General features: G+C 71.5%; 21 protein-coding genes and 1 pseudogene. 9 read left to right on the top strand and 13 right to left on the bottom strand.

Annotation, left to right across the window (positions count from 1 at the left end):
* The 5 genes from G4G93_RS03180 to G4G93_RS03160 all read left to right on the top strand — a co-directional run bounded on the left by G4G93_RS03180 (position 1) and on the right by G4G93_RS03160 (position 4,670).
* A complete protein-coding gene (locus G4G93_RS03180; protein WP_165081062.1) occupies positions 1-1,359 on the top strand; it encodes an adenylosuccinate lyase family protein in 1,359 nt (452 codons plus the stop codon).
* A gap of 38 nt (positions 1,360-1,397) precedes the next feature.
* Entirely contained in the window at positions 1,398-2,579 is a 1,182-nt protein-coding gene (gene pcaD / locus G4G93_RS03175; RefSeq protein ID WP_165081060.1) for a 3-oxoadipate enol-lactonase, read from the top strand.
* A 102-nt stretch (positions 2,580-2,681) separates the two neighbouring features.
* Positions 2,682-3,329, top strand: coding sequence for a TetR family transcriptional regulator (locus G4G93_RS03170; protein ID WP_206289437.1), 648 nt, complete (start codon positions 2,682-2,684; stop codon positions 3,327-3,329).
* A 74-nt stretch (positions 3,330-3,403) separates the two neighbouring features.
* Entirely contained in the window at positions 3,404-3,655 is a 252-nt protein-coding gene (locus tag G4G93_RS03165; RefSeq protein WP_165081056.1) for a hypothetical protein, read from the top strand.
* 274 nt (positions 3,656-3,929) lie between these two features.
* The gene (locus G4G93_RS03160) at positions 3,930-4,670 is read left to right on the top strand and encodes a BTAD domain-containing putative transcriptional regulator (protein WP_165081054.1); all 741 of its coding nucleotides are present in this window, start codon (positions 3,930-3,932) and stop codon (positions 4,668-4,670) included.
* Between the two features lie 25 nt (positions 4,671-4,695).
* On the opposite strand, the gene G4G93_RS03155 is transcribed toward G4G93_RS03160, so the two are convergent.
* The 4 genes from G4G93_RS03155 to G4G93_RS03140 form a co-directional block, all read right to left on the bottom strand.
* Complete coding sequence (locus tag G4G93_RS03155; RefSeq protein ID WP_165081052.1) at positions 4,696-5,388, bottom strand: transglutaminase-like cysteine peptidase; 693 nt, start codon at positions 5,386-5,388, stop codon at positions 4,696-4,698.
* A gap of 140 nt (positions 5,389-5,528) precedes the next feature.
* Entirely contained in the window at positions 5,529-6,203 is a 675-nt protein-coding gene (locus G4G93_RS03150; RefSeq protein ID WP_165081050.1) for a transglutaminase-like cysteine peptidase, read from the bottom strand.
* Between the two features lie 176 nt (positions 6,204-6,379).
* Complete coding sequence (gene gpt / locus G4G93_RS03145) at positions 6,380-6,886, bottom strand: xanthine phosphoribosyltransferase (protein WP_165081048.1); 507 nt, start codon at positions 6,884-6,886, stop codon at positions 6,380-6,382.
* A gap of 8 nt (positions 6,887-6,894) precedes the next feature.
* Complete coding sequence (locus G4G93_RS03140) at positions 6,895-7,647, bottom strand: competence/damage-inducible protein A (protein ID WP_165081046.1); 753 nt, start codon at positions 7,645-7,647, stop codon at positions 6,895-6,897.
* 255 nt (positions 7,648-7,902) lie between these two features.
* Between G4G93_RS03140 and sfsA the strand changes: the two genes are divergently transcribed.
* Complete coding sequence (gene sfsA, locus G4G93_RS03135; RefSeq protein ID WP_165081044.1) at positions 7,903-8,610, top strand: DNA/RNA nuclease SfsA; 708 nt, start codon at positions 7,903-7,905, stop codon at positions 8,608-8,610.
* A 4-nt stretch (positions 8,611-8,614) separates the two neighbouring features.
* Here sfsA and G4G93_RS03130 read toward each other — a convergent pair whose 3' ends face one another.
* The 8 genes and pseudogenes from G4G93_RS03130 to G4G93_RS03095 form a co-directional block, all read right to left on the bottom strand.
* Positions 8,615-8,992, bottom strand: coding sequence for a hypothetical protein (locus G4G93_RS03130; RefSeq protein ID WP_165081042.1), 378 nt, complete (start codon positions 8,990-8,992; stop codon positions 8,615-8,617).
* 340 nt (positions 8,993-9,332) lie between these two features.
* Positions 9,333-9,770, bottom strand: coding sequence for an ATP synthase F1 subunit epsilon (gene atpC, locus G4G93_RS03125; protein WP_165081040.1), 438 nt, complete (start codon positions 9,768-9,770; stop codon positions 9,333-9,335).
* 10 nt (positions 9,771-9,780) lie between these two features.
* Positions 9,781-10,563, bottom strand: coding sequence for an enoyl-ACP reductase FabI (gene fabI / locus G4G93_RS03120; protein ID WP_165081038.1), 783 nt, complete (start codon positions 10,561-10,563; stop codon positions 9,781-9,783).
* 45 nt (positions 10,564-10,608) lie between these two features.
* The gene (locus G4G93_RS03115; RefSeq protein WP_165081036.1) at positions 10,609-12,927 is read right to left on the bottom strand and encodes a DUF3141 domain-containing protein; all 2,319 of its coding nucleotides are present in this window, start codon (positions 12,925-12,927) and stop codon (positions 10,609-10,611) included.
* Between the two features lie 28 nt (positions 12,928-12,955).
* The gene (locus tag G4G93_RS03110; protein WP_165081034.1) at positions 12,956-13,474 is read right to left on the bottom strand and encodes a hypothetical protein; all 519 of its coding nucleotides are present in this window, start codon (positions 13,472-13,474) and stop codon (positions 12,956-12,958) included.
* Between the two features lie 16 nt (positions 13,475-13,490).
* Positions 13,491-14,693: an acetate/propionate family kinase gene (locus G4G93_RS03105; protein WP_165081032.1), complete on the bottom strand. Its 1,203-nt coding sequence runs from the start codon at positions 14,691-14,693 to the stop codon at positions 13,491-13,493.
* Between the two features lie 2 nt (positions 14,694-14,695).
* Positions 14,696-15,651 (bottom strand): annotated as a pseudogene (locus G4G93_RS03100) (phosphate acetyltransferase).
* Positions 15,652-16,166: 515 nt separating this feature from the next.
* Positions 16,167-16,346: a hypothetical protein gene (locus G4G93_RS03095; protein ID WP_165080007.1), complete on the bottom strand. Its 180-nt coding sequence runs from the start codon at positions 16,344-16,346 to the stop codon at positions 16,167-16,169.
* On the opposite strand from G4G93_RS03095, the gene G4G93_RS03090 reads away from it, so the two are divergent.
* Complete coding sequence (locus tag G4G93_RS03090) at positions 16,345-17,400, top strand: AI-2E family transporter (protein WP_246736480.1); 1,056 nt, start codon at positions 16,345-16,347, stop codon at positions 17,398-17,400. The two genes, G4G93_RS03095 and G4G93_RS03090, sit on opposite strands and share 2 nt — an antisense overlap.
* A gap of 37 nt (positions 17,401-17,437) precedes the next feature.
* On the opposite strand, the gene G4G93_RS03085 is transcribed toward G4G93_RS03090, so the two are convergent.
* Positions 17,438-18,265, bottom strand: coding sequence for a DUF4344 domain-containing metallopeptidase (locus G4G93_RS03085; protein WP_312891662.1), 828 nt, complete (start codon positions 18,263-18,265; stop codon positions 17,438-17,440).
* Between the two features lie 662 nt (positions 18,266-18,927).
* Between G4G93_RS03085 and G4G93_RS03080 the strand changes: the two genes are divergently transcribed.
* A complete protein-coding gene (locus G4G93_RS03080; protein ID WP_165081025.1) occupies positions 18,928-19,353 on the top strand; it encodes a hypothetical protein in 426 nt (141 codons plus the stop codon).
* Positions 19,354-19,466: 113 nt separating this feature from the next.
* Positions 19,467-19,877: a hypothetical protein gene (locus G4G93_RS03075; RefSeq protein ID WP_165081023.1), complete on the top strand. Its 411-nt coding sequence runs from the start codon at positions 19,467-19,469 to the stop codon at positions 19,875-19,877.
* The last annotated feature ends 391 nt before the right edge of the window (positions 19,878-20,268 follow it).

The raw sequence follows: 20,268 nt of genomic DNA, 5'->3' as shown, positions 1-20,268 counted from the left end.
ATGACGCTCTCGGCCCTCGACTCCGCCCTGCTCGGGCCCCTCTTCGCCACGGACGCGATGCGCGCCGTCTTCGCCGACGAGGCCCGGGTGGCGGCGATGCTGCGGGCCGAGGCGGCCCTGGCGCGGGCGCAAGCCGGGGCCGGCCTGGTGCCGGCCTCCCTCAGCCCCGCCATCGAAGCCATCTGCGCCCGGAGCCTCGACCCCGCGGCGCTCGGCCGGCGCACCGCGGTGTCGGGCGTGCCGGTGATCCCGTTCGTGAAGGCGGTGCAGGGGGCGCTGCCGCCCGAGCTGGAGCCCGCCTTCCACAAGGCGACCACCACCCAGGACATCGCCGACACCGCCCTGGTGCTCCAGGTCCGCGACGCCTTCGACCTCGTGGCGGGGGATCTCCGGGCGATCCTCGACGGATTGTCGGAGCTCGCCCGCCGGCACCGCGAGACCCCGTGCGTCGGGCGCACCTACGGCCAGCACGCGGCCCCCGTCACCTTCGGCTTCAAGGCGGCGATCTGGGCGCTCGGCATCGCCGAGGTGGCGGCCCTGCTGCCCTCCCTGCGCGACCGCGTGCTGACCGCCTCCCTCGGCGGCCCCGTCGGCACGCTCGCCGGCCTCGGCGAGGCGGCGGAAGCGGTGGGCGACGGCTTTGCCGCCGCGCTGGGTCTCCATCCCGACCTCGCGCCCTGGCACGCGCGCCGCGCCCGCATCGCCGAGACCGGGTCGTGGCTCGCCCTGCTGATGGGGGCGCTCGCGAAATTCGCCACCGACGTCGCGCATCTCGCCACCACCGAGGTGGCCGAGGTGGCCGAGCCGTACGTGCCGGGCCGCGGCGGCTCCTCGGCGATGCCGCACAAGCGCAACCCCGTCTCCTCGACGGTGATCCTTTCCGCCTTCGGCGCCGCCAAGGGCGCCAGCCTGACGCTCCTCGACAGCATGGCGGCGGCCCACGAGCGCCCGGCCGGCGCCTGGCACGCCGAGTGGCACGCCCTGCCGACCCTGTTCGGCCTCGCCTCCGGGGCGCTTCGCGAGGCGCGCGGCCTCGCGCAGGGGCTGGTGCCCGACCCCGAGCGGATGCGCCGCAACCTCGACGTGACGCAAGGGCTCCTCTTCGCCGATGCCGCGGCGAGCCGGCTCGGCCCCGTCCTCGGCGCCAAAGCGGCCCACGCCCTGGTGGAGGAAGCGGCCGGCGCCGTCCGCGACGGGCGGGGCTCGCTCCAGGACGTCCTACGTGCCCGGCCCGAGACGGCGGGCGCCGATCTCGACGCCGCCTTCGATCTCGGGCCCGCCATCCGGGCCGGGGCCCGCACCGCCGACCGGGCCTTGGCGGAAGTCTCGCGCCTCGCCGCCTTCCTTCACGCCGCCTGACCCCTTCCCCCTCTCCTTGCCCGCTGACCGAGGACCCCATGCCCCAGATCGAGGCCAACGGTACCCGTCTGAACTACGAGCTTTCCGGCCCGAGCGGCGCGCCGGTGGTGGTGTTCTCCAACTCGCTCGGCACCTCGCTGGCGATGTGGGACCCGCTCGTGCCGTATCTTCGCGGCCGCTACCGGGTGCTGCGCTACGACACCCGCGGCCACGGCGCCTCGCAGGTCCGCGACGCGCGCATCGAGGTCGAGGATCTCGCCGAGGATCTCGTCGGCCTGCTCGACGCCCTTGAGATCCGCCGCGCCCACGTGGTCGGCCTGTCGCTCGGCGGCATGACCGGCCAGGCGGCGGCGAGCCGCCACCCCGACCGGGTCATCAGCCTGACCCTGATGGCCACCGCCGCCTTCATGCCGAGCGAGGCATCGTGGAACGAGCGCGCCGAGCTGGTGCGCGAGAAGGGGACGGCGGCGATCGTCGAGGCGACGATGACCCGCTGGTTCACGCCCGACTTCCCCGCGTCGAACCCGGACGCGGTGGCGCCGGTGCGCCGGCAATTCACCGGCACCGATCCGGCCGGCTACGCGGTCTGCTGCAACGCCATCGGCCGCATGGACCTGCGCCCGGTGCTCGACCGCATCACGGCGCCGACGCTCGTGATCGCCGGTCGCGACGACCCGGCGACGCCGCCGGCCATGGCCGAGGAGATCTGCGCCGGCATCCGCCAGGCCGAGCTGGTGCTGCTGCCGAAGGCCGCGCATCTGCTCGCCGTCGAGCAGCCGGCGGCCACCGCCGCCCATCTCCTCGGCTTCCTCGACCGGCATCGCGAGGCGGCGGACTCCGCCACCGGCGCGGTGGCGTTCGAGGCCGGGCTCGCCAATCGCAAGAGCGTGCTCGGCGAGGCCCATGTCGAGCGCTCGCTGGCCGCCGCCGGCACCTTCGCCGGGCCGTGGCAGGACTTCATCACCCGCACCGCCTGGGGCGAGGTCTGGGGCGATCCGCGCATCCCGTGGAAGACCCGCTCGTTCGTGACGTTGGCCATGATGGTCGCGCTCGGCCGCGAGGAGGAGTTCAAGCTCCATATTCGCCCGGCCCTGCGCAACGGCGTCACCATCCCGGAGCTGCAGGCGCTGCTGATCCAGACCGCGATCTATGCCGGCGTGCCGGCGGCGAACGGCGCCTTCCGGTGGGCCCGCGACGTGCTGGGCGACGAGATCGCCTGAGTCCGGGCGACGAACCCGCCTGGGCGGATGCACCGGCGCGGCCGGGATGGTAGAGCGAGCACCATCCCGGCCGCCCTCCCCGGCCCGTCGAGCCGTAGGACCATGGACGCCGTCACGCCCCGCGCCTCTTCCCGCACCAAGGATCCCGAGCGGACCCGGGCCGACATCCTGGCGGTGGCGACCGAGGAATTCTCCGCCTTCGGGCTCAGCGGCGCCCGGGTCGACGCCATCGCGGAGCGCACCCGCACGTCGAAGCGGATGATCTACTACTATTTCGGCAGCAAGGAGGGTCTGTACCTCGCGGTGCTGGAGAAGGCCTATGCCGATATCCGCCAGGTCGAGGCCGATCTCGATCTCGGCAACTTGCGGCCGGCCGAGGCGATCCGCCGTCTCGTCGAGTTCACCTTCGAGTACGACGAGGCCCATCCGGATTTCATCCGCCTCGTGGCGATCGAGAACATCCACCGCGCCGAGCACCTGTCGGGCTCCGAGACGATCCGCGGCCTCAATCTCGGGGTGATCCAGACCATCACCGACATCATCGCCCGCGGGCAAGCCGAGGGCGTCTTTCGCGCCGACGTCGATCCCCTCGACGTGCACCTGATGATCAGCGCGCTATGCTTCTTCCGGGTCTCGAACCGCCACACCTTCGGGGCGATCTTCTCCGTCGACCTCGACGCGCCTGCCTTGCGTGCGCGCCACAAGCGGATGGTCGGCGACGCGGTGATCGGGATGCTCGCCCTGCGCTGATCGGGTTTGGAACCGGATCTGCCCCCGATCGATTTCTCCCCAAGACTGCAGACAATCTTTCGGAGGAGAGCCCGATGACCCGGGGCACCAGCCGCCTGATCCTGCTCGCCGTCCTGGCCGCGACGCCCGTCCTGGCACAAGTGACCGACAAGCCGCTGGTCGACAGCCCGCAGCGCAGCCGTGAGCAGGCCCCCAACATGCCGTCCCCGCACGAGACGCCGCCCGAGCGCGTCCGCCCGGGAGATACCGATTCGACCGGCACCGTTCGGCCGGCCGCGCCCGACCCGAAGACGACCGACGGGGTGCTGCGGCCGCAGCGGGGGTAAGGGACACGGTGGAGGGCCCGACGCGAGCCCTCGCCAATCGCGACATCCCGGAGCCGCGACAGCGGATCCCGAGCGCCCGGTGGCACCGAGCCTCGGGATTGTGAGAGATATGCCGGCCCGTGCGACGAATCGATTACCGGATCGATCGACGCGACCGGTCAGACGGGTCTTGAACACACGCCGCCGCTCAAGGCCGGTCGTCGCCCGCACCGCCTTGACCCAGCGGAAGCGATGCCGCTACTCGCACGCAGCCCTCGATCCCGGGATGCGTGTCATGCCGATCGCCTTTCTCGTCATATGCTTGAATCTCGGTCTCGTCATTCATGCCGCGAAGACCGGGCGGTTCTCGCCCTGGGGCTGGATCATCCTCTTCCTGCCGCCGCTCGGCGGCATCGCCTACATCCTCGTCGAGGTTCTGCCGGAACTCCTCGGCTCGCCGCGCGGACAGAAGGCGAAACGCGCCATCGCGCAGAGCGTGAACCCCGAGAAGACCTACCGGCTCCTGCGTGACGCCTTGACGGATGCCGACACCGTCGCCAACCGCGCCCGCTTCGCCGAGGAATGCGCGGCCCTGGGCAAGTGGCAAGAGGCGTGGGAGCAATACGACGAGATCGTCCGGCGGCCGAACGGCGACGAGCCGGTCTTCCATCTCGCGAAGGCCGAGGCCGAGCTGGAGCTCGGCCGCCCCGCGGACGCGCTCACCGGCCTCGATTCGCTCGCAGTGCGGGAGCCCGGCTACGACAGTCCCCGTCGGCAGATGGTCTACGCCCGATCGCTGGCCGCGACCGGCCGCACCGCCGAGGCGCTCGACGCCTTCGAGGTGATCTCGCAACACCACGACAGCTACGAGGCGCGCGCCCGCCTCGCGGCCCTGCTCGCCGAAACCGGATGTGCCGAGGAGGGCCGCCGCACCGCGCAGGAGATCCTGGATCGGCTGCATCGCGCGCCCGCCCACGTGCGCAAGCTCCAGGCGGAATGGGGACGCATGGCCGAGGGCGTCCTGCGCCGGATCTGACCCGTCGTCCGAAAGGCCGGACGGATCAGCGATTCGCCGTCGTCACCGGCGACGCGACGCCGTTGAGCGCCACCCAGGCCAGACCGTCCTGGCCTTCGCGCTTCACGTAGGTGTAGCCGGTGCGCTGCCAGGGCAGGATCGCGTTGGTCTTGTTGTCGAGGATGTAGTCGCCGCGGTCGGTGCGGACCATCAGGACCGCGTGGCCCTCGCCGATCTCGTCGATCACCACGGTCATCCGCAGGGCCCGGCGGGCGAGGCCGCGCTCGACCAGCATGCGGCGCTTGAGGAGCTGGTAATCCTCGCAATCGCCCTGGCCGTCATCCGGGAAGTCCCAGCGGTCGACCACGCCCCAATGGTCCTGGTCGATCATCGGGCGGATGCGGCCGTTGACGCGGCGGTTCACCGCGGTGAGCGTGCGCCAGAGGGCCGGCGTCATCGTCAGCGTGGCCGGCTCCTTGGTGTCGACCGCGCATTCCGCCGGGTAGCGGTTGCAGAAATCGTTCCAGGCACTCACGGGCTTCGCCGCGCCGCCGCGCTCGATCGCCACGCTGGCATCCGGCAGGGCCGCCAGGGTCTGCGTCTGCCCCTGCGTCGTCGCGCCGCCGATCAGCAGCAGCGTCCCGAGGAGTCCGAGCTGCGCCGCCCGGGCGCCGCGCATCAGGAGGCCCTGACGATCGATAGGGATCGCCCGGCCGAGGCCGTCCATCACTGCCCGCATTGCCCCATCGACTCGTTGAGCTTGGTTCTTGCATCCAAGCTGCCACGGGGCCGGGCGGGGCTCAACCGAAAAATTTAAACCCCGGTAAACGTGCCTGCCGCACTTTGGTTCCAATTCGAGACGTAGATTTCTCGACTGATTCAGCGGTTGGCGGTGACGGTCGGGGCGGTGGCGCCGCCGAGCGAGACCCACGCGGTCGCGGTCTGCGATTCGCGCTTGATGAAGGTGTAGCCGGTCTTGTGCCAGGGCAGCACGGCGCTGGTCTTGTTGTCGAGGACCAGATCGCCGCGGTCGGTGCGCAGCATCAGCACGGCGTGGCCCTCGCCCTTCTCGTCGATCACCACCGTCATCCGCATCGCGCGCCGCGGCAGCCCGGCCTGGGCCAGCAGCTTGCGCTTGAGGAGCTGGAAGTCCTCGCAATCGCCCGAGCCGTCCTCGGCGAGGTCCCACCGGTCCGGCACGCCCCAGTGGTCCATGTCGGTGACCGCGCGCAGGGACGTGTTGACCTGGCGGTTGATGCCGGTGACCGCCTGCCACAGCCGCGGGGTGAGGGTGACCTGGGCCGGCTCGCTCGGGTCGACCGCGCATTCCGACGCGTAGCGGGCGCAGAACTCGACCCAGCCGGCGATCGGCCGGGCCTGGCCGAGATCCGGGGCGCCGGCGCTCGGCATCGGCAGGGCGGCCAGGATCTGGGCCTGGATCTGGCCTTGCGTCTGGGCTGCCGCCTCGCCGCTCCGGGCCGAGACCAGGGCCGCCGCGATCATCGCCGCACCGGCCAGAACCCGCTTCACCTGCCGCCCGAAACCCGTGGTCATCTGCGCCGTCCCCTTCGTTAGGAAGGAGAATGGCCGCCCACCTGCTGGCCGGCGCTGAAATGGATCCGCGCAATTTTATCGATTCGCGGACCGCCGGGGCGGGCCGGAGAACAGGCCCAAGACCCCGCTCAACTGATCCGTCGAAAGCCGAAGCTCGCGTTAGCGGATCGTTGATCCTAACCGGACGTTCCAGGCTGGATCGGCGCCTGGTAGGACAGGCCCATATCCCAGGGGAAGTAGATCCAGGTGTCCTGGCTGACCTCGGTGACGAAGGTGTCGATCAGCGGGCGCCCGGCCGGCTTGGCGTAGACGGTGGCGAAATGCGCGTTCGGCAGCATCGCGCGCACCACCTGGGCGGTCTTGCCGGTATCGGTCAGGTCGTCGAGGACCAGGACGCCGCGGCCGCTGCCGTCGCCGATGGCGCGGATGCTGGGCGCCACGTCCTTGAGCACCTCAAGGGAGCCCTGCTCCTGGTAATCGTGGTAGCTCGCCACGCAGACGGTCTCGATGAGCCGGATGCCGAGTTCGCGCGCCACGATCGCGGCCGGCACCAGGCCGCCGCGGGTGATGCACACGATGGCCTCGAACGGGCCGGCGCCGGCGAGGCGCCAGGCGAGCGCCCGGGCGTCGCGGTGAAACTGGTCCCAGGAAACCGGGAAGGCCTTGTCGCTCGGTGCAGCCATGGTTCTCGTCAGTTCCGCTCTGCCTGGAGGCGCGCCAGCAGCGCCTCGATGTCGGTGCGCGCCGCCGCCAGGGCCTCCGGCTCGCGGCCGCGCACCACGATCTGGTTGCGAAAACCCGCCGGCGTCATCGACGGGTAGGAGCCGATCGAGACGTTCGCATGCGCCTCGGCGATGGCCGCGAGCCCTTCGGCGTAGCCGCCCTCCGGCAGGTTGCCGGCCTCGATCGTCTCGGCGGTCACCCGGGTGCCGGTCTTCAGCCGCGGGGCGACCGCGTCCAGCATCGCCTGCATGATCGAGGGCACGCCGGCCATCACGATCACGTTCTCGATCATGAAGCCCGGCGCCTTCGAGATCGGGTTCTCGATCAGCTCGGCGCCGAACGGGATCCGGGCCATGCGCAGGCGGGCCTCGTTGAGGTCTTCCGGCTTGATCCGCTCGAGTAGCATCGCGCGCGCCCGGGGATCGACGTCGATGCCGACGCCGACGGCGCGGGCGACGCAATCGGCCGTGATGTCGTCGTGGGTCGGCCCGATGCCGCCGGTGGTGAACAGGTAGGTGTAGCGGGCGCGCAGCGCGTTCACCGCACCGACGATCTCCTCGGCCACATCCGGCACCACCCGCACCTCGCGCAGGTCGATGCCCGAATTGGTCAGGTACTCGGCGATGTAGCCGATGTTCTTGTCCTTGGTGCGTCCGGACAGGATCTCGTCGCCGATGACCAGGATGGCGGCCGTGACCGGGGCGGGGCTGGCGTCAGGCATCGGGCGTCCTCGTCAGGAAACGACAGGGTTGACGCCCGCCTTATCCCGGCGCCCGACCGGGCTCAAGCGTGACACCCCGGATCGGCCGGGGTAAGCGCCGGGAATGCCCACCGACGACGCCCTCTCACGCGAAATCCGCTCGATTGCTTCCGGCGATCCTGCCGGATCGCTCTCGCAATGCGGAGCTCGGCTCCGCCCAGGCGCGGCGCGGGCTTGTGATCTTGGTTCCGGACGGAATCCCAGGGGACCGGTATCGTGCACTTCCCCGGCCCGCTGACCGAGGGGCGGCTCGTGCGCCGCTACAAGCGCTTCCTCGCCGACATCGCGCTCGCCGACGGCAGCCTCGTCACGGCGCATTGCGCCAATCCGGGGGCGATGCTGGGCCTCGTCGAGCCCGGCCGGCCGGTGCTGCTCTCGGCCTCGACCAACCCGGCCCGCAAGCTCGCCTGGTCGTGGGAACTCGTCGAGGCGGACCTGCCCGGCGGCCCGCAATGGGTCGGCATCAACACCGCGCGGCCGAACGCCCTGGTGGCGGAGGCGTTTCACGCCGGGCGCCTGGCTCCGCTCGCCGGTGCCACGTCCTGGCGGGCGGAGGTGGCCTACGGCCGGGCGAGCCGGGTCGACTTCCTGGCCGGCGACGCCGCCGGCCCGATCCATGTCGAGGTCAAGAACTGCCACTTGATGCGCCGGCCCGGCCTCGCCGAGTTCCCCGACTGCGTCGCCGCCCGCAGCGCCCGCCACATGGACGAGCTCGCCGAGGTGGTGCGGTCCGGGGGGCGGGCGATGGTGATCTGGGTGGTGCAGATGCGCGCCGAGCGGTTCGCGGTGGCCGGCGACCTCGATCCGGGCTTCGCCGCCGCCTTCCGGCGGGCGCGCGCCGCGGGCGTGGCGGCCTACGCCTTCACCTGCCGGGTCGACGCGACCGAGGTGACGATCGGGACCGAGATCCCGATCGTCGAGTGATCTCTCACCAGCGGCCGGGGCCGGGCTCGTCGTCCCAGTGCCGGTGGCGCGGCGGCCAGGGCGGCGGGCCGGCCCAGCGGCGACCGTCGCGGTAGCCGCCCCGGTCGCCGCTCCAGTCACCCCGGCCCTCGTCGCAGACCCGCACCCGGCGCACCACCTCGTCGCCGTACGGATCGATGCGGCGCTTGACGAAGACCCGGCAGCCCCCGGGACCCTGCCCATAGCGCGGCGGGGGCGGAGGCGGCGCGCGCCACTCGCCGCGGCCCTCGAAGCGGGGCGGATCGTCGTCGAGATCGGCTGCGGCGACCGGGCCGGCGAGGCTGAGGAGCGCGAGGGCACCGAGGACGAGGCGGGCTGTCGGGCGCGGGGAACGCGCGGTCATGGCGGGACACTCTCGGCTCAGAAGGGGAGGATGGCTCCGGCGGTGAAGGCAGCCGGCATGTCCGCATCCTCGCGCCCCGGCGTTGAACCGCGGCTGAAGCCGCCGTTGCCGGACAGACAGGTTGCCGCCGGCATCGGCCGGCAGGCGACCCGAGGCGACATTCGCGATCCAGGGCGGCCATCGCTGCGCGCCCTCGCGACAAGGCTTCATCCGCGAGGAACGGCAAAGCCGGTGGCGAACCCATACGGTCGCCGACCGATCGCGTCGCGACGATCGGCTTGGCTCACGCGCCGCGCGGGCTGGCGAGACGAGATCCGGACGGGATCTTGCGGATCCCGTATCAAAGCTTCAGGCTCGCCCCGATCTCCTCGAGGCGGCTGATCGAGACGTCGCAGCGCGCCCGGTGGTCGAGATCCTCCGAACTGTCCCGCTCCAGGCGGATCTCCTCGATCTCGGCCACGATCCGGTCGGCGGTCATCTCCTCGACCGCGGTCACGCGCTCCGCCAGGATGGTCACCCGCGTCGCCCCGCCCTCGGCCACGATCTCGGCGAGCCCGCCGCTCACGTAGGCCCGGCGGCCGGTCCCGGTCGCGTCGGTCGCGAAGACGATCCCGGCATGGAGCAGGGCGACGAGGGGCACGTGGCCGGGCAGGACCGTCATGTCGCCCTCCGCGCCCGGCAGCAGCACCGAGCGGACCTCGCCCGAGAACACGATGCGCTCGGGCGACACGAGTTCGGCCATGAGACCTGCTGCGCGACCCGCCGTCGAACCCGCCATGCTCCCCTCCTCACGCCATGATGCTGAGGCCGCCGTCGACGTAGACGGTCGTGCCGGTGAGACGGGCGGCGTAGGGCGTCGTCAGGAAGGCGGCGGTGAGGCCGACATCGTCGATGTCGACGAGCTCGCCGATCGGCGCGCGCTGGATCGCCTGGTTCAGGAGGAGGTCGAAATCCTTCAGGCCCGACGCGGCCCGCGTCTTGAGAGGCCCGGGCGAGACGGCGTGGACGCGGATGCCGCGGTCGCCGAGCTCGTAGGCGAGGTAGCGCACGGCGCTCTCCAGCGCTGCCTTGACCGGGCCCATCAGGTTGTAGTTCGGCACGACCTTGCTGGCGCCGTGGTAGCTCATGGTCAGGAGCGTTCCGCCCTCGCTCATCAGCGGCGCGGCGAGCCGCGCCATCCGCACGAAGGAGTGGCAGGACACGTCCATGGCGATGCCGAATCCCTCGCGGGAGCTGTCCACCAGCCGGCCCTGCAGGTCGTTCGCCGGCGCGAAGGCGATCGCGTGGAGCGCGATGTCGAGCCCGCCCCAGGTCTCGGCGACCTGCGCGAACACCGCCTCGAGATCCCCGTCCTTCCGGACGTCGCACGGGGCGAGGACCGGTGCGTCGAGCTCGCGGGCGAGCGGCTCGACGAAGGGCTTCGCCCTCTCGTCGAGATAGGTCAGGGCGATCTGCGCCCCCAGCCGCCGGAAGACCCGGGCGCAGCCATAGGCGATCGAGTGCTCGTTGGCGACGCCGAGCACGAGGGCGCGCTTGCCCGCGAGAGCGGTACCGTCGGGGATCTGCGTCATGGCCGTCATCTCCGAACCTGTCGTCGTCCCGGTCCGACGCGAGCTTCAGCCGGCCCGGCGGCGACGCGGGGCCGGCCCGGCGGCAGGCACCGCCCCGGGGGCCGGTGCGAGGAGGTCGTGGAACCGCCGGATCACGGCGCGCTGCTCCGGCTCGAGGTCGAGGCGTCCCGCCAGGCGGTCGAGGATGTCGAGGAGGCGACGGCGGTCCGCGGCCGTCCGCACCAGGTCCGGCAGCGCCGCCATCGCGCGCTCCGGCACCAGCTCGACGATCTCCGATTGCCGCCGGATCAGCGCGGCCGCCGCATCCGCCGGCATGTCGAGCAGGCCGACGTCGCGGCCGACGGCGTCGCGGATGCGCTTGAAGGCGGACAGGCGCCGGCCCCCGCGGCCGCGCCGCGAGACGAGCAGGCCGGCCCGGACCGCCGCCTCGGTGAAGCCGCCCTCCGAGATCCGGCTCGCGGCATCGGAGGCCGCCGGCAGCGCGCCGGCCGCCCGGCCGGGCGCCTGTCCCTCCCCGGCCGGGGCGAGCACGCTCATCGTCCCGTAGACCGTGAAGAACAGGTTCTCGACGGTGGCGTCGCGCAGCTGCCGGTAGAGGTCCCACCCCGCCACGATCCCGGCCGCCGCCATGCGCTCGGTCGCCGCGAGGGCGCCCGCCTCGTCCCGGTGGACGCGGTGTCCCCGCACGAGCCCGGCGACCGGTCCGAGCCGGGCCAGGGCCGGGTTGAGATCGGACAAGGCCCAGCGCCGGACCCGGAGCGGGTGCAGCGCCCGCGACCACGCCCCGGTCTCCCGCGGCAGCCACGCGCTTGCGAAGGGATGGACGAAGGCCTCGTAGGCGGCCGCGTTGAACTCGGAGACCCGGCTCACCGCCGCGAACGGCACCTCGTCCTTGCGGGCGTATTTCTGCAGTCGCTGCAGGTCCTCGACCCGCAATTCGCGCAAGACCGCGTCGTGGCGCACCCGTCCGTCGACGCGCTTCTCCTCGACCGTCATGCCGTAGAGCCCGGGCGGCAGGTGCTCGATGTAGTCGAGGAGGTCGACGATCTGCGAATGCTCGCGCCGGGCGACGCCTGCGGAGACGAAGATGCCGAGATGCCCGATGCTCTCGTGCATCAGCCCGACGATGACCTGCCCGTTGGCCTTCAGGTCCGCGGTCGTGGGGTAGAGGTCCGCGACCCAGTTGAAGGCCTGCTGCGGCGGGGTGATGTTGTCGCCGAGCGAGGCGAACAGGATGATCGGCGAGCGGATCGCCCGCAGGTCGAACGCCCGGCCCTCGGCCCATTCGGCGCGCCCGGCGGCGAGCCGGTTGCCGACGAAGAGGTTGTCGACGATCCAGCGGATCTCCTCGCGGTTCATCAGGAAGTACCCGCCCCACCAGCGCTCGAATGCGAGGTAGCGCGGCGGCTCGGTGTCGATCTTCGAGAACAGGGCGTAGGACTTCCCGAACCAGGTGTTGGCCGGATTGAGCGACTCGAAGTTGTCGACGAGGTGGGCGCCGTCGAAGACGCCGCCGCCGAGATCGCTGGCGAGGAGCGCCGTCCAGCTCCCGCCGAGCATGCCGCCGGCGTAGCGCATCGGGTTCTCGGCGTCGTTGCCGGCCCAGTAGGACATCGGCGCGCCGTTCACCACGATCGGTCCGACGCTCCCCGGGTCGAGGGCGCCCACCAGCATCGCGGCCCAGCCGCCCTGACAATTGCCGACGACGACCGGCTTGCCGCGGGTCGGATGGCGCTCGCGCACGAGGCGCACGAACGCGGCTTCCGCCTGCGCGACGTCCGCCAGGGTCTGGCCCGGCACCGGCTCGGGAAAGAAGATCGCCACGTAGACCGGATGGCCGGCCCGCAACGCCACGCCGACCTCGGAATCCGGCTTGAAGCCCCCGATGCCCGGCCCGTGCCCGGCGCGCGGATCGATGATGAGGTAGGGGCGCTTCTCCTCGTCGACCGGGCTGTCGGCCGGCGGCACGATGCGCGCCAGGGCGTAGTTCGCCGGCCGCTCGAAGCGGCGGGCATCGGCCACGATCTCGTAGGGAAAGGCGAGGAGCGGCGGCTTGCCGGCCGCCTCGTGGGCCAGCCAGTCGTTGCCGCGCTGACGGAGCGTGTCCCAGAACAGGAGCGAGCGCTGAGCGAAGTCCGTCCAGTAGGTGAGAGCGTCGCCGGCGGCCTGCATGGGGGTCGTCGGCCTCGCATTCTCCAGCCATGCGCGGTTCGCCCCCTGCATCGCGTCGAGCCAGGCGCCGAACGCCGCGGTGCAGCGGTCCCGGTAGACCTCGGCGACCCGGGCCTGGAGGGAGAGAAGGGAGGGCAGCCCCCCGGCGGCCTCGGGCGGCCGGGGGGCTGCGTCGATCACGGGCTCGGACATGGCGGGTCGATCCTGGTTTGGGGAACGCTCAATGCGGGGTGGGCTTCCAGGTGAGGAAGAAGCCGATGTCGCCCGGCATGCCGTCCGGCCAGTCGACGACCAGCGCCCTCAGGCCGTAGCCGGCGGGCTGAAGGCGGTCGCGCCAGAACTCGTAGGCCTGGCGCGGGCGGCCGGTCAGGGTCTCGGCCCAGCCCGCCTCCGCGTTGTTGATCGCCCGGCCCTTGTCGCTGCACATCAGGTTCGGGAAACGCATCACCAGAAGCTCCTTCTGGCCCTGCTCGGCGGCGATGCGGAGCTTGTGCAGCAGGCCCTGGGTGATCTCGGCCATCTTCTCGGGCGTGACCGCGACGGGCTCGGCGAGCTGCTTGACCAGCTCTTCCCGCGCCTTTCCGGCCCGGTCCTGGCCCTCCATCTCCTTCAAGGCCTTGGCGGCCCGCATGCGCGCCGAGTAGGCGGCGAGGTCGTCCGCCGACATGAAGGGCTCGGTACCGATCGCGGCGGGATTCGTCGCAGGGTTCGTCGCGGGGTTCGTGGTTGGGGTTTCCATGGCGACCTCCATCGGGTCAGAGCGCCGGCCGGCGCGTGTCGTCGAGCACCTCGCGCATGCCGCGGGCGATCATGGCTTCCTCGTCGGTCGGGATGACGTAGGCCTGGGGGCCGGGGCCGGCGGTGATCCGCGGACCGCCCGCCGCATTCGCGGCCTCGTCGAGCCGGAACCCGGCCCAGGCGGCACCCCGCAGCACCTCGGCCCGGGTCGCGGGGTCGTTCTCGCCGATGCCGCCGGTGAAGACGAGGCCGTCGATCCCGCCGAGCGCCGCGACGAGCGAGCCGAGCTCGCGCCCGATGCGGTAGACGAAGAGGTCGATGGCCGTCCGCGCGCGCCGGTCCTCGGACGCCCGGGCGCGCAGCGTCCGCATGTCGTTCGACAGGCCCGAGACGCCGAGCAACCCCGAGCGGGTGTAGAGCAGGCGCTCGGCCTCCTCGGCGTCGAGCCGCATCTCCCGCAGCAGGTAGAACACCACGCCCGGGTCGAGGCTGCCGCAGCGCGTGCCCATCGGCAGCCCGTCGAGGGCCGAGAAGCCCATCGTGGTGGCGATGCTGCGGCCGCCCGCGAGGGCGCACAGGCTCGCGCCGCTGCCGAGATGGGCCGCGACCACCCGCCCCGACGCGAGGGCGGGCGCGCAGGCGGAGAGCTGCCCGGCGACGAAGGCGTAGGACAGGCCGTGGAAGCCGTAGCGGCGCACGCCCCGGTCGGCGATCTCCGCCGGCAGCGCGAAGAGCTGCGCGATGTCCGGCTGGCCGCGATGGAAGGCGGTGTCGAAGCAGGCCACCTGCGGCAGGTCCGGAAACAGCCGGCGCAGGATGCGGATCGGCGCGAGGTTGTGCGGCTGGTGCAGGGGCGCGAGCGGCACGAGGCGCTCCAGGGCCGCCAGCACCGCGTCGTCGATCCGCATGGGCGCGGCGTAATCCGTGCCGCCATGCACGACCCGGTGGCCGACCGCCGCCAGCCGGTGCCCGCTCCGGTGGTCCCGCAGCCACGCGGCGACGCGGAGCAGGGCCTCCTCGTGGCCGGGCCCGCCCGCGCCGAGGCGATCGTCCGCGACGACCGCGCCGGCCTCGTCGCGCACGATCATGTGCGCCTCGCCGCCCAGCCCCTCGCACAGGCCGCGGTAGAGGCGGCGCGGCGCCCCCTCCGCTCCGGGCTCGAAAACCTGGAACTTCAGGCTCGACGAGCCGGCATTCAGCACGAGCGAGGCCGGGATCATCCCTACACCTTCGGCAACGGCTTGGCGGCGCGACGGCCGGCGGCGAACAGCGAGGCGACGGCGCAGGAGGCGAGGCGCGTCAGGCGCGAATCGGCGCGGCTCGTCAGGATGATCGGCACCCTGGCGCCGAGCACGATCCCGGCGGCGTCCGCGCCGGCGAGGAAGATCAGGCTCTTCGCCAGCATGTTGCCGGCTTCGAGATCCGGCACCACCAGCACGTTGGCGCGGCCGGCGACCGGCGAGCGGATCTTCTTGATCGCCGCCGCGCCGAGATCGATGGCGTTGTCGAGGGCGAGCGGCCCGTCGAGGACCGCCCCGGTGATCTGGCCGCGATCGGCCATCTTGCAGAGTGCCGCGGCATCGACGGTCGAGGGGACCTTCGGGTTGACCGTCTCCATCGCCGACACGATCGCGACCCGCACCACCTCGATCCCGAAGGAATGCGCGAGGTCGATCGCGTTCTGGACGATGTCGCGCTTCTCCTCGAGCGTCGGGGCGATGTTGATGGCGGCGTCGGTGACGATGAGGGGGTCGTCGTGGCCCGGCACGTCCATCACGAAGCAGTGGCTGAGGCGGCGCGCCGTCCGCAGCCCGCCCTCGCGCCGCACCACGGCCCCCATCAGCTCGTCGGTATGGAGGCTGCCCTTCATGAGTGCGCCGGCCTCCCCGGCATTGACAGCGCCACCGCCCGCGCCGCGGAATCGTGGCTGTGGGCCGCGTCGACGATCCGGAACGCCGCGAGGTCCCGGCCGCAGGCCGCGGCCGCGGCGGCGATCCGCAACCGGGGACCGACCAGGATCGGCTCGATGAGACCGAGATCCGCCGCCTCCAGCGCGGCGCCGAGCGAGGCCTCGTCGCACGGATGCGCGACCGCGACCGTGAGGCGGGCTCGCGCCTGCGCGGCGGCGATCAGGCGTTCGTACTTCTCGTGCCGGCGGCAAGCCGGCGCCTCCTGCATCGTCGAACGCGCCACGGTGCTTCCTCCCGGATGCGGCGGGACGTCGGCCCCGGTGACGATCGGCTCGCACCCGCGGCGGATCGGGCTGTGCCCTCCACCACGGATCGCCCCGACGCCCGTCGGCACTCTCGCCGGGGATGCGCCTCGCCGCTTGATCGGGCGGGACACCGCGCGATCCGCCGCGGCGATGGCGTCGATGCACTTCGGAAGCGCCGACGACCCGGCGGGAGCGGACGATCCGGAGGGGCGACGGGATCGACGCCGCCTTGATCCACCGCAAGGAGGCCTGCGGCCCTCGGTTCAGGATGCGGTGCGCGGACGCATCACCGCGGTGGGAGCCTGGTCGATGCGAGGGGTCGGTTGATCGGGCGCAGAGGCCGACAATGCACTGCGTCATCCAGGGCTCACCGACGGCGAGAACCCGGGATGACGACGGGGGATGTGAATTCGGTCCGCCCATCACACAGGATCTGGGACGGTAGGGTTGCAGAGCGCGGATCACGAAGGCGTCTCCGTCATGTTTTCCCGGCTGCCGGCCCGTCGCAACCGCCATTCGGCAGGGCTTCGTCACGGTTGAAGGACTCGTCCTGGAGGCCGTGACCGTTTTTACCCCTGAAACGTTTAGACAACCGAGCGGTCGTCGCGATGGACAACAATACGCCGCAACCCGACATCCCGCCCTCGACGACGGGCATGTTCGATCTCATTCTTCAAGTCGGCCTGGTTGCGGCGCTGATCTATGCTTGCAGCCGCATCCTGTCGCCGCTCTCCGAGATCCTGCTCTGGTCGGCGATCCTGGCCGTCATGCTGTACCCGCTGCATCGCCGCCTCCTCGTCCGCGTCGGCGAGAGCGGGTCCGCCCTGTTGATCGGACTGGTCGGCATCGCGGTCATGCTGGCGGCGACGATCCTGATCGTGACGTCGCTCGGATCGTCCGCCGCCACGATCCTCTCCGGCCTGCGGGACCAGACGCTGACCGTGCCGCCCCCGCCGCCCCGGCTCGCCGACCTTCCGCTGGTCGGCCGGAAGCTGGCGGAGGCCTGGGCGCTCGCCGCCGACAACGCGCCGGCGGCCCTCGCGCGCTACGGGCCGATGCTGAAGCGACCGGCCGCCTGGCTCCTGTCGACGGCCCGGCGTTTCGCGACCGGCGAAGTGTCGTTCGTTCTGTCCTTCGCGATCGCCGCGTTCCTGGTCGGGTACGGCAAGGCCGCGGCGTCGTTCACGCGGCGGGTCCTGGTGCGTGCCACGGGCAGCCCGGCCCGGGGCATCGCGCTCGCGGGACTGGCCGTCGATACCATTCGCGGCGTGGCCCTGGGCATCGTCGGCGTGGCGGTGGTCCAGTCCCTCCTTCTCGGCGCCGGATTCTTCGTCATCGGCCTTCCGGCCGCCGGCCTGTGGACGCTCGCGTCGCTGCTTCTCTGCATCGTCCAGGTTCCGGCCGTCATCCTGACCATCCCGGTGATGGGCTACGTCTTCGCCACCCACGACACGGTGCCGGCGCTCGTCTTCTCGCTCTGGACGCTCGGCGCCGGATTGAGCGACAACATCCTCAAGCCCCTGCTCCTGGGCCGAGGGCTGGACGTCCCGATGCCCGTCATCCTGGCCGGCGTCGTCGGCGGCGTGATCGCCGACGGCCTTCTCGGCCTGTTCATCGGACCGGTCGTGCTGGCGACGGGCTATGTGCTGCTGGTCGGCTGGATGACGCGCCATCCTGGCGAGGACGCGCAGGCCATGGCGAGTGGCGAATAGTCCCCGCGCATCGCGGCCGCTGAAGTCCGGCCCGCGATCAGAACATCCCGCGAAAGGCGCGGCGGACCCGTGCGCGCTCCAGCCGCCCGCCGCGGAGATGACGCCCGAAGAGCGCGTGCAGCGAGGACAGGGCGAGATCGTACTCCGCCTCGCAGAATTCGGCCCGCGGTCGCGGCAGGGCGCCGCTGGCGACGAGGTAGCCGAAGGCGCGGCGGTCGGCTCCGTAGGCGAGGCAGAGCAGGTTGTAGAGGCGCTGGAGCGCGAGGCTGTGGTCGTCCGCGAGCAGAACCGCTTGCGCCGGTTCGTCGGCTGCGAGGCTGCGGAAGAGATGCGTGATGCCGTCGACGACGTGCCGGGCCTGCGCCGGCGGCAGTTCGAGCAGGACGAGCGCCGCGAACTGGTCGGCGGCATCCTCCTCGCGGCCGAGCACCGGCACGTCGAGCAGGTCGAACAGGGCGTGCCCGGTCTCGTGCAGGAAGGCCTGGGCGATGAGGCCGAACACCGCGTCGTGGCGCATTCCCCGGCGCCTCCCCGGTCCCATCTCCCGGGCCCGGACCGCGTCCCAGGGCAACCGGTCCTCCACCTCCCGGACATACCCGTAGCAGACCGTGACCGTCCGGTTCGTGGGCTCGTACCACGCATCGGCCTCGCCGCGGCAAGCCGAGAACCGGAGGGTCAGCGACCGCGGCAGGCGCATGCCGGCGGCGATCTCCCGCAGGCCTTCGAGGACGCGGCGCTTCCTGACCTCGTGGTAGATGGCGAGCGATTCCGGCCGACCCGGACGGTCGTAGACGACGCGGATCGGAGCATCCGAAACCGGGCTTGCACGCCCCGGCCCGGCGCCGAGCGCCAGTGCCGAACCCACCCAGATCGCTGCAGCGCATCGCATTCCATCACCCTGGATCTCCGCCTGGATCTCCGGCAGAGCGAGGCCGACCCCGATTGCGCGTCCCGGCGCGCACGAAAGGCAGCGGCAGGACCGGGATGCTCCAGGCTTCAAGACGAGACGCCGGGGGCGTACACCATCCGATGGATGCGAGAGGGAGCCGCAAGCTCTGCCAGTGAAGGCCTTTCTGGATCCGAGAGTCATAAGACGTGATTCATGCGCAGAAACAGTCGGTGAAATTAGGAAAATATAATCACTTGCACATGAATTATATTAAGTAAATAGATTACAATACCAATTTTACCGCCCAACTCTCCTTGTCCGCTCCGCACCTGCTTCCGACTGATGCTCTCGGATGGGCCAGCCAGCCTTATCCGGCGAGGATGGCCGACTTCTCGACGGGTGCTTGATCGAACGGGACTGGCCCTGACGAAGCTGTGTCCGGGCAGCGCATGCCGTGCGCGGCATCGTGACCTATCCGATCAAGCACGTGAGAGCCCCGGACGCTACGGTCCGGCTGAGACGGCGTTCAGGCCGGCGAAGACGGTTCGCATGAGCGGCCGTCGCACGCGAAGGCCGCTCATGCCCGGCTGCGAAGGGCGGAGCATCGATCGATCCGCCTGGAGGAAGGAGACTGTCCCATGAAGCGCTTCATCATCGCAGCATCGGCCATGGCCGCACTGCTCCTTACGACCGCCGCGGAGGCGCGCGGCGGCTTCGGCGGCGGCGGTTTCCATGGTGGTGGTTTCCATGGCGGCGGCTTCCGCGGCGGCGGCTTTCACGGCGGCGGGTATCGGGGCGTGGGCAATCGGGGCGGCTTCCACGGCGGTCGCGTGGGCGGCTACCGGGGCGGGTACGGCTACCGGGGCGGGTATGCCGCTCGCGGGCGCTACGGCTATCGGGGCGGGTACGGTTACGGCCGATACGGCTACCGGCCCTACGGATACGGGCTCGCAGCCGGGGCCGCCGGCGCCGCGGCCGCGGCGGGCTATTACGGCGCGACCCGCGGCGGATGCGGCCCCTACCGGTACTGGGATGCCTATACCGGCCAGTGCCTGCCGTACTGAGGCTGTCCGGACTGCCATTCCCGGGCGGCGCCGTTCCCCCGGGCGAGAGCTTCGCTCTCCCCGGAGCCGGCGACGCCCGTCCCGACCTTGCGCTGGCGCACGGAGCGATTGTCATGCGCACACCGATCGCGGTTCTCTTCGTCGCCACCGCAGGCTTGTCTTGTGCGCAGGCGCAACCGGGCGGGTACGGGCGGGAGCCGTCCGTCCTCATCCACGGGAACTATTGCGGCTTGGGAAACCGGTTCCCGCTCCCGCCGATCGATGCGCTCGACGCGGCCTGCGCGCGGCACGACGCCTGCACGCCGTCGGGCGGGCTTCCATCCCGCCTCTGCAACCTGCGCCTGTTCCAGCGCGCGGACCTCATCGCGCGCGATCCGCGCCAGCCCGACGACGTGCGCGCCGCCGCCGGCTTCGTCGCCTTCGGCGCGACGATGCTGCCGTTCGCGCCCGAGCCTCCCATGGTTGCCATGGCACCACGGTGGGACGCTCCGTTTCCCCACCGCCCCGCACGGGTCGCGTACTGACCGGCCGCACCGGGTTGCCCCGATCATCGTCCCGCGGCTGGGGAGCAGCATGCGTGCGATGCCGATGCCATGCCCGGGACGGTTCGCAATGCGTATCCTTATCTTCGATGGTACTTAAAATAAAACTGATTATCCCACCCTGTCCCTCATCCCGGAGGCGTCAGTTCAGCGGAGATGGACCGACCTCGCAGGAGGGGCCTCCAGGTAATATCGAGAGACGACCTGGAGACTTCCAGGGCCTCCTTCGAGACCTGCGCGTTGCTCCACCGCTTCAGGATAGGAGGTGGGAGGATAGGAAGTGCCTGCTCGCCCCAAGCAGTCAGAGCAACACCCTGCTCACGCAGGCTCGGAGGTCGCTGGCGGAAGCGCCTCGGGGGAGAGAAAAGAGGCC

The organism is Methylobacterium sp. DB0501 (assembly GCF_011043735.1).
Classification (GTDB): domain Bacteria; phylum Pseudomonadota; class Alphaproteobacteria; order Rhizobiales; family Beijerinckiaceae; genus Methylobacterium; species Methylobacterium alsaeris.
This window is presented reverse-complemented; position numbering and strand designations above follow the sequence as displayed.

What these genes read in the sequence shown, in the direction of transcription:
- G4G93_RS03090 (WP_246736480.1), top strand. Translation starts at nt 16,345, where the DNA reads ATGTTCGATCTCATTCTTCAAGTCGGCCTGGTTGCGGCGCTGATCTAT.
- atpC (WP_165081040.1), bottom strand. Translation starts at nt 9,770, where the DNA reads ATGGCGGGTTCGACGGCGGGTCGCGCAGCAGGTCTCATGGCCGAACTC.
- G4G93_RS03150 (WP_165081050.1), bottom strand. Translation starts at nt 6,203, where the DNA reads ATGACCACGGGTTTCGGGCGGCAGGTGAAGCGGGTTCTGGCCGGTGCG.
- G4G93_RS03140 (WP_165081046.1), bottom strand. Translation starts at nt 7,647, where the DNA reads ATGCCTGACGCCAGCCCCGCCCCGGTCACGGCCGCCATCCTGGTCATC.
- G4G93_RS03095 (WP_165080007.1), bottom strand. Translation starts at nt 16,346, where the DNA reads ATGCCCGTCGTCGAGGGCGGGATGTCGGGTTGCGGCGTATTGTTGTCC.
- G4G93_RS03105 (WP_165081032.1), bottom strand. Translation starts at nt 14,693, where the DNA reads ATGATCCCGGCCTCGCTCGTGCTGAATGCCGGCTCGTCGAGCCTGAAG.
- G4G93_RS03115 (WP_165081036.1), bottom strand. Translation starts at nt 12,927, where the DNA reads ATGTCCGAGCCCGTGATCGACGCAGCCCCCCGGCCGCCCGAGGCCGCC.
- G4G93_RS03165 (WP_165081056.1), top strand. Translation starts at nt 3,404, where the DNA reads ATGACCCGGGGCACCAGCCGCCTGATCCTGCTCGCCGTCCTGGCCGCG.
- G4G93_RS03170 (WP_206289437.1), top strand. Translation starts at nt 2,682, where the DNA reads ATGGACGCCGTCACGCCCCGCGCCTCTTCCCGCACCAAGGATCCCGAG.
- pcaD (WP_165081060.1), top strand. Translation starts at nt 1,398, where the DNA reads ATGCCCCAGATCGAGGCCAACGGTACCCGTCTGAACTACGAGCTTTCC.
- fabI (WP_165081038.1), bottom strand. Translation starts at nt 10,563, where the DNA reads ATGACGCAGATCCCCGACGGTACCGCTCTCGCGGGCAAGCGCGCCCTC.
- G4G93_RS03080 (WP_165081025.1), top strand. Translation starts at nt 18,928, where the DNA reads ATGAAGCGCTTCATCATCGCAGCATCGGCCATGGCCGCACTGCTCCTT.
- gpt (WP_165081048.1), bottom strand. Translation starts at nt 6,886, where the DNA reads ATGGCTGCACCGAGCGACAAGGCCTTCCCGGTTTCCTGGGACCAGTTT.
- G4G93_RS03180 (WP_165081062.1), top strand. Translation starts at nt 1, where the DNA reads ATGACGCTCTCGGCCCTCGACTCCGCCCTGCTCGGGCCCCTCTTCGCC.
- G4G93_RS03075 (WP_165081023.1), top strand. Translation starts at nt 19,467, where the DNA reads ATGCGCACACCGATCGCGGTTCTCTTCGTCGCCACCGCAGGCTTGTCT.
- G4G93_RS03160 (WP_165081054.1), top strand. Translation starts at nt 3,930, where the DNA reads ATGCCGATCGCCTTTCTCGTCATATGCTTGAATCTCGGTCTCGTCATT.
- G4G93_RS03155 (WP_165081052.1), bottom strand. Translation starts at nt 5,388, where the DNA reads ATGCGGGCAGTGATGGACGGCCTCGGCCGGGCGATCCCTATCGATCGT.
- G4G93_RS03110 (WP_165081034.1), bottom strand. Translation starts at nt 13,474, where the DNA reads ATGGAAACCCCAACCACGAACCCCGCGACGAACCCTGCGACGAATCCC.
- G4G93_RS03130 (WP_165081042.1), bottom strand. Translation starts at nt 8,992, where the DNA reads ATGACCGCGCGTTCCCCGCGCCCGACAGCCCGCCTCGTCCTCGGTGCC.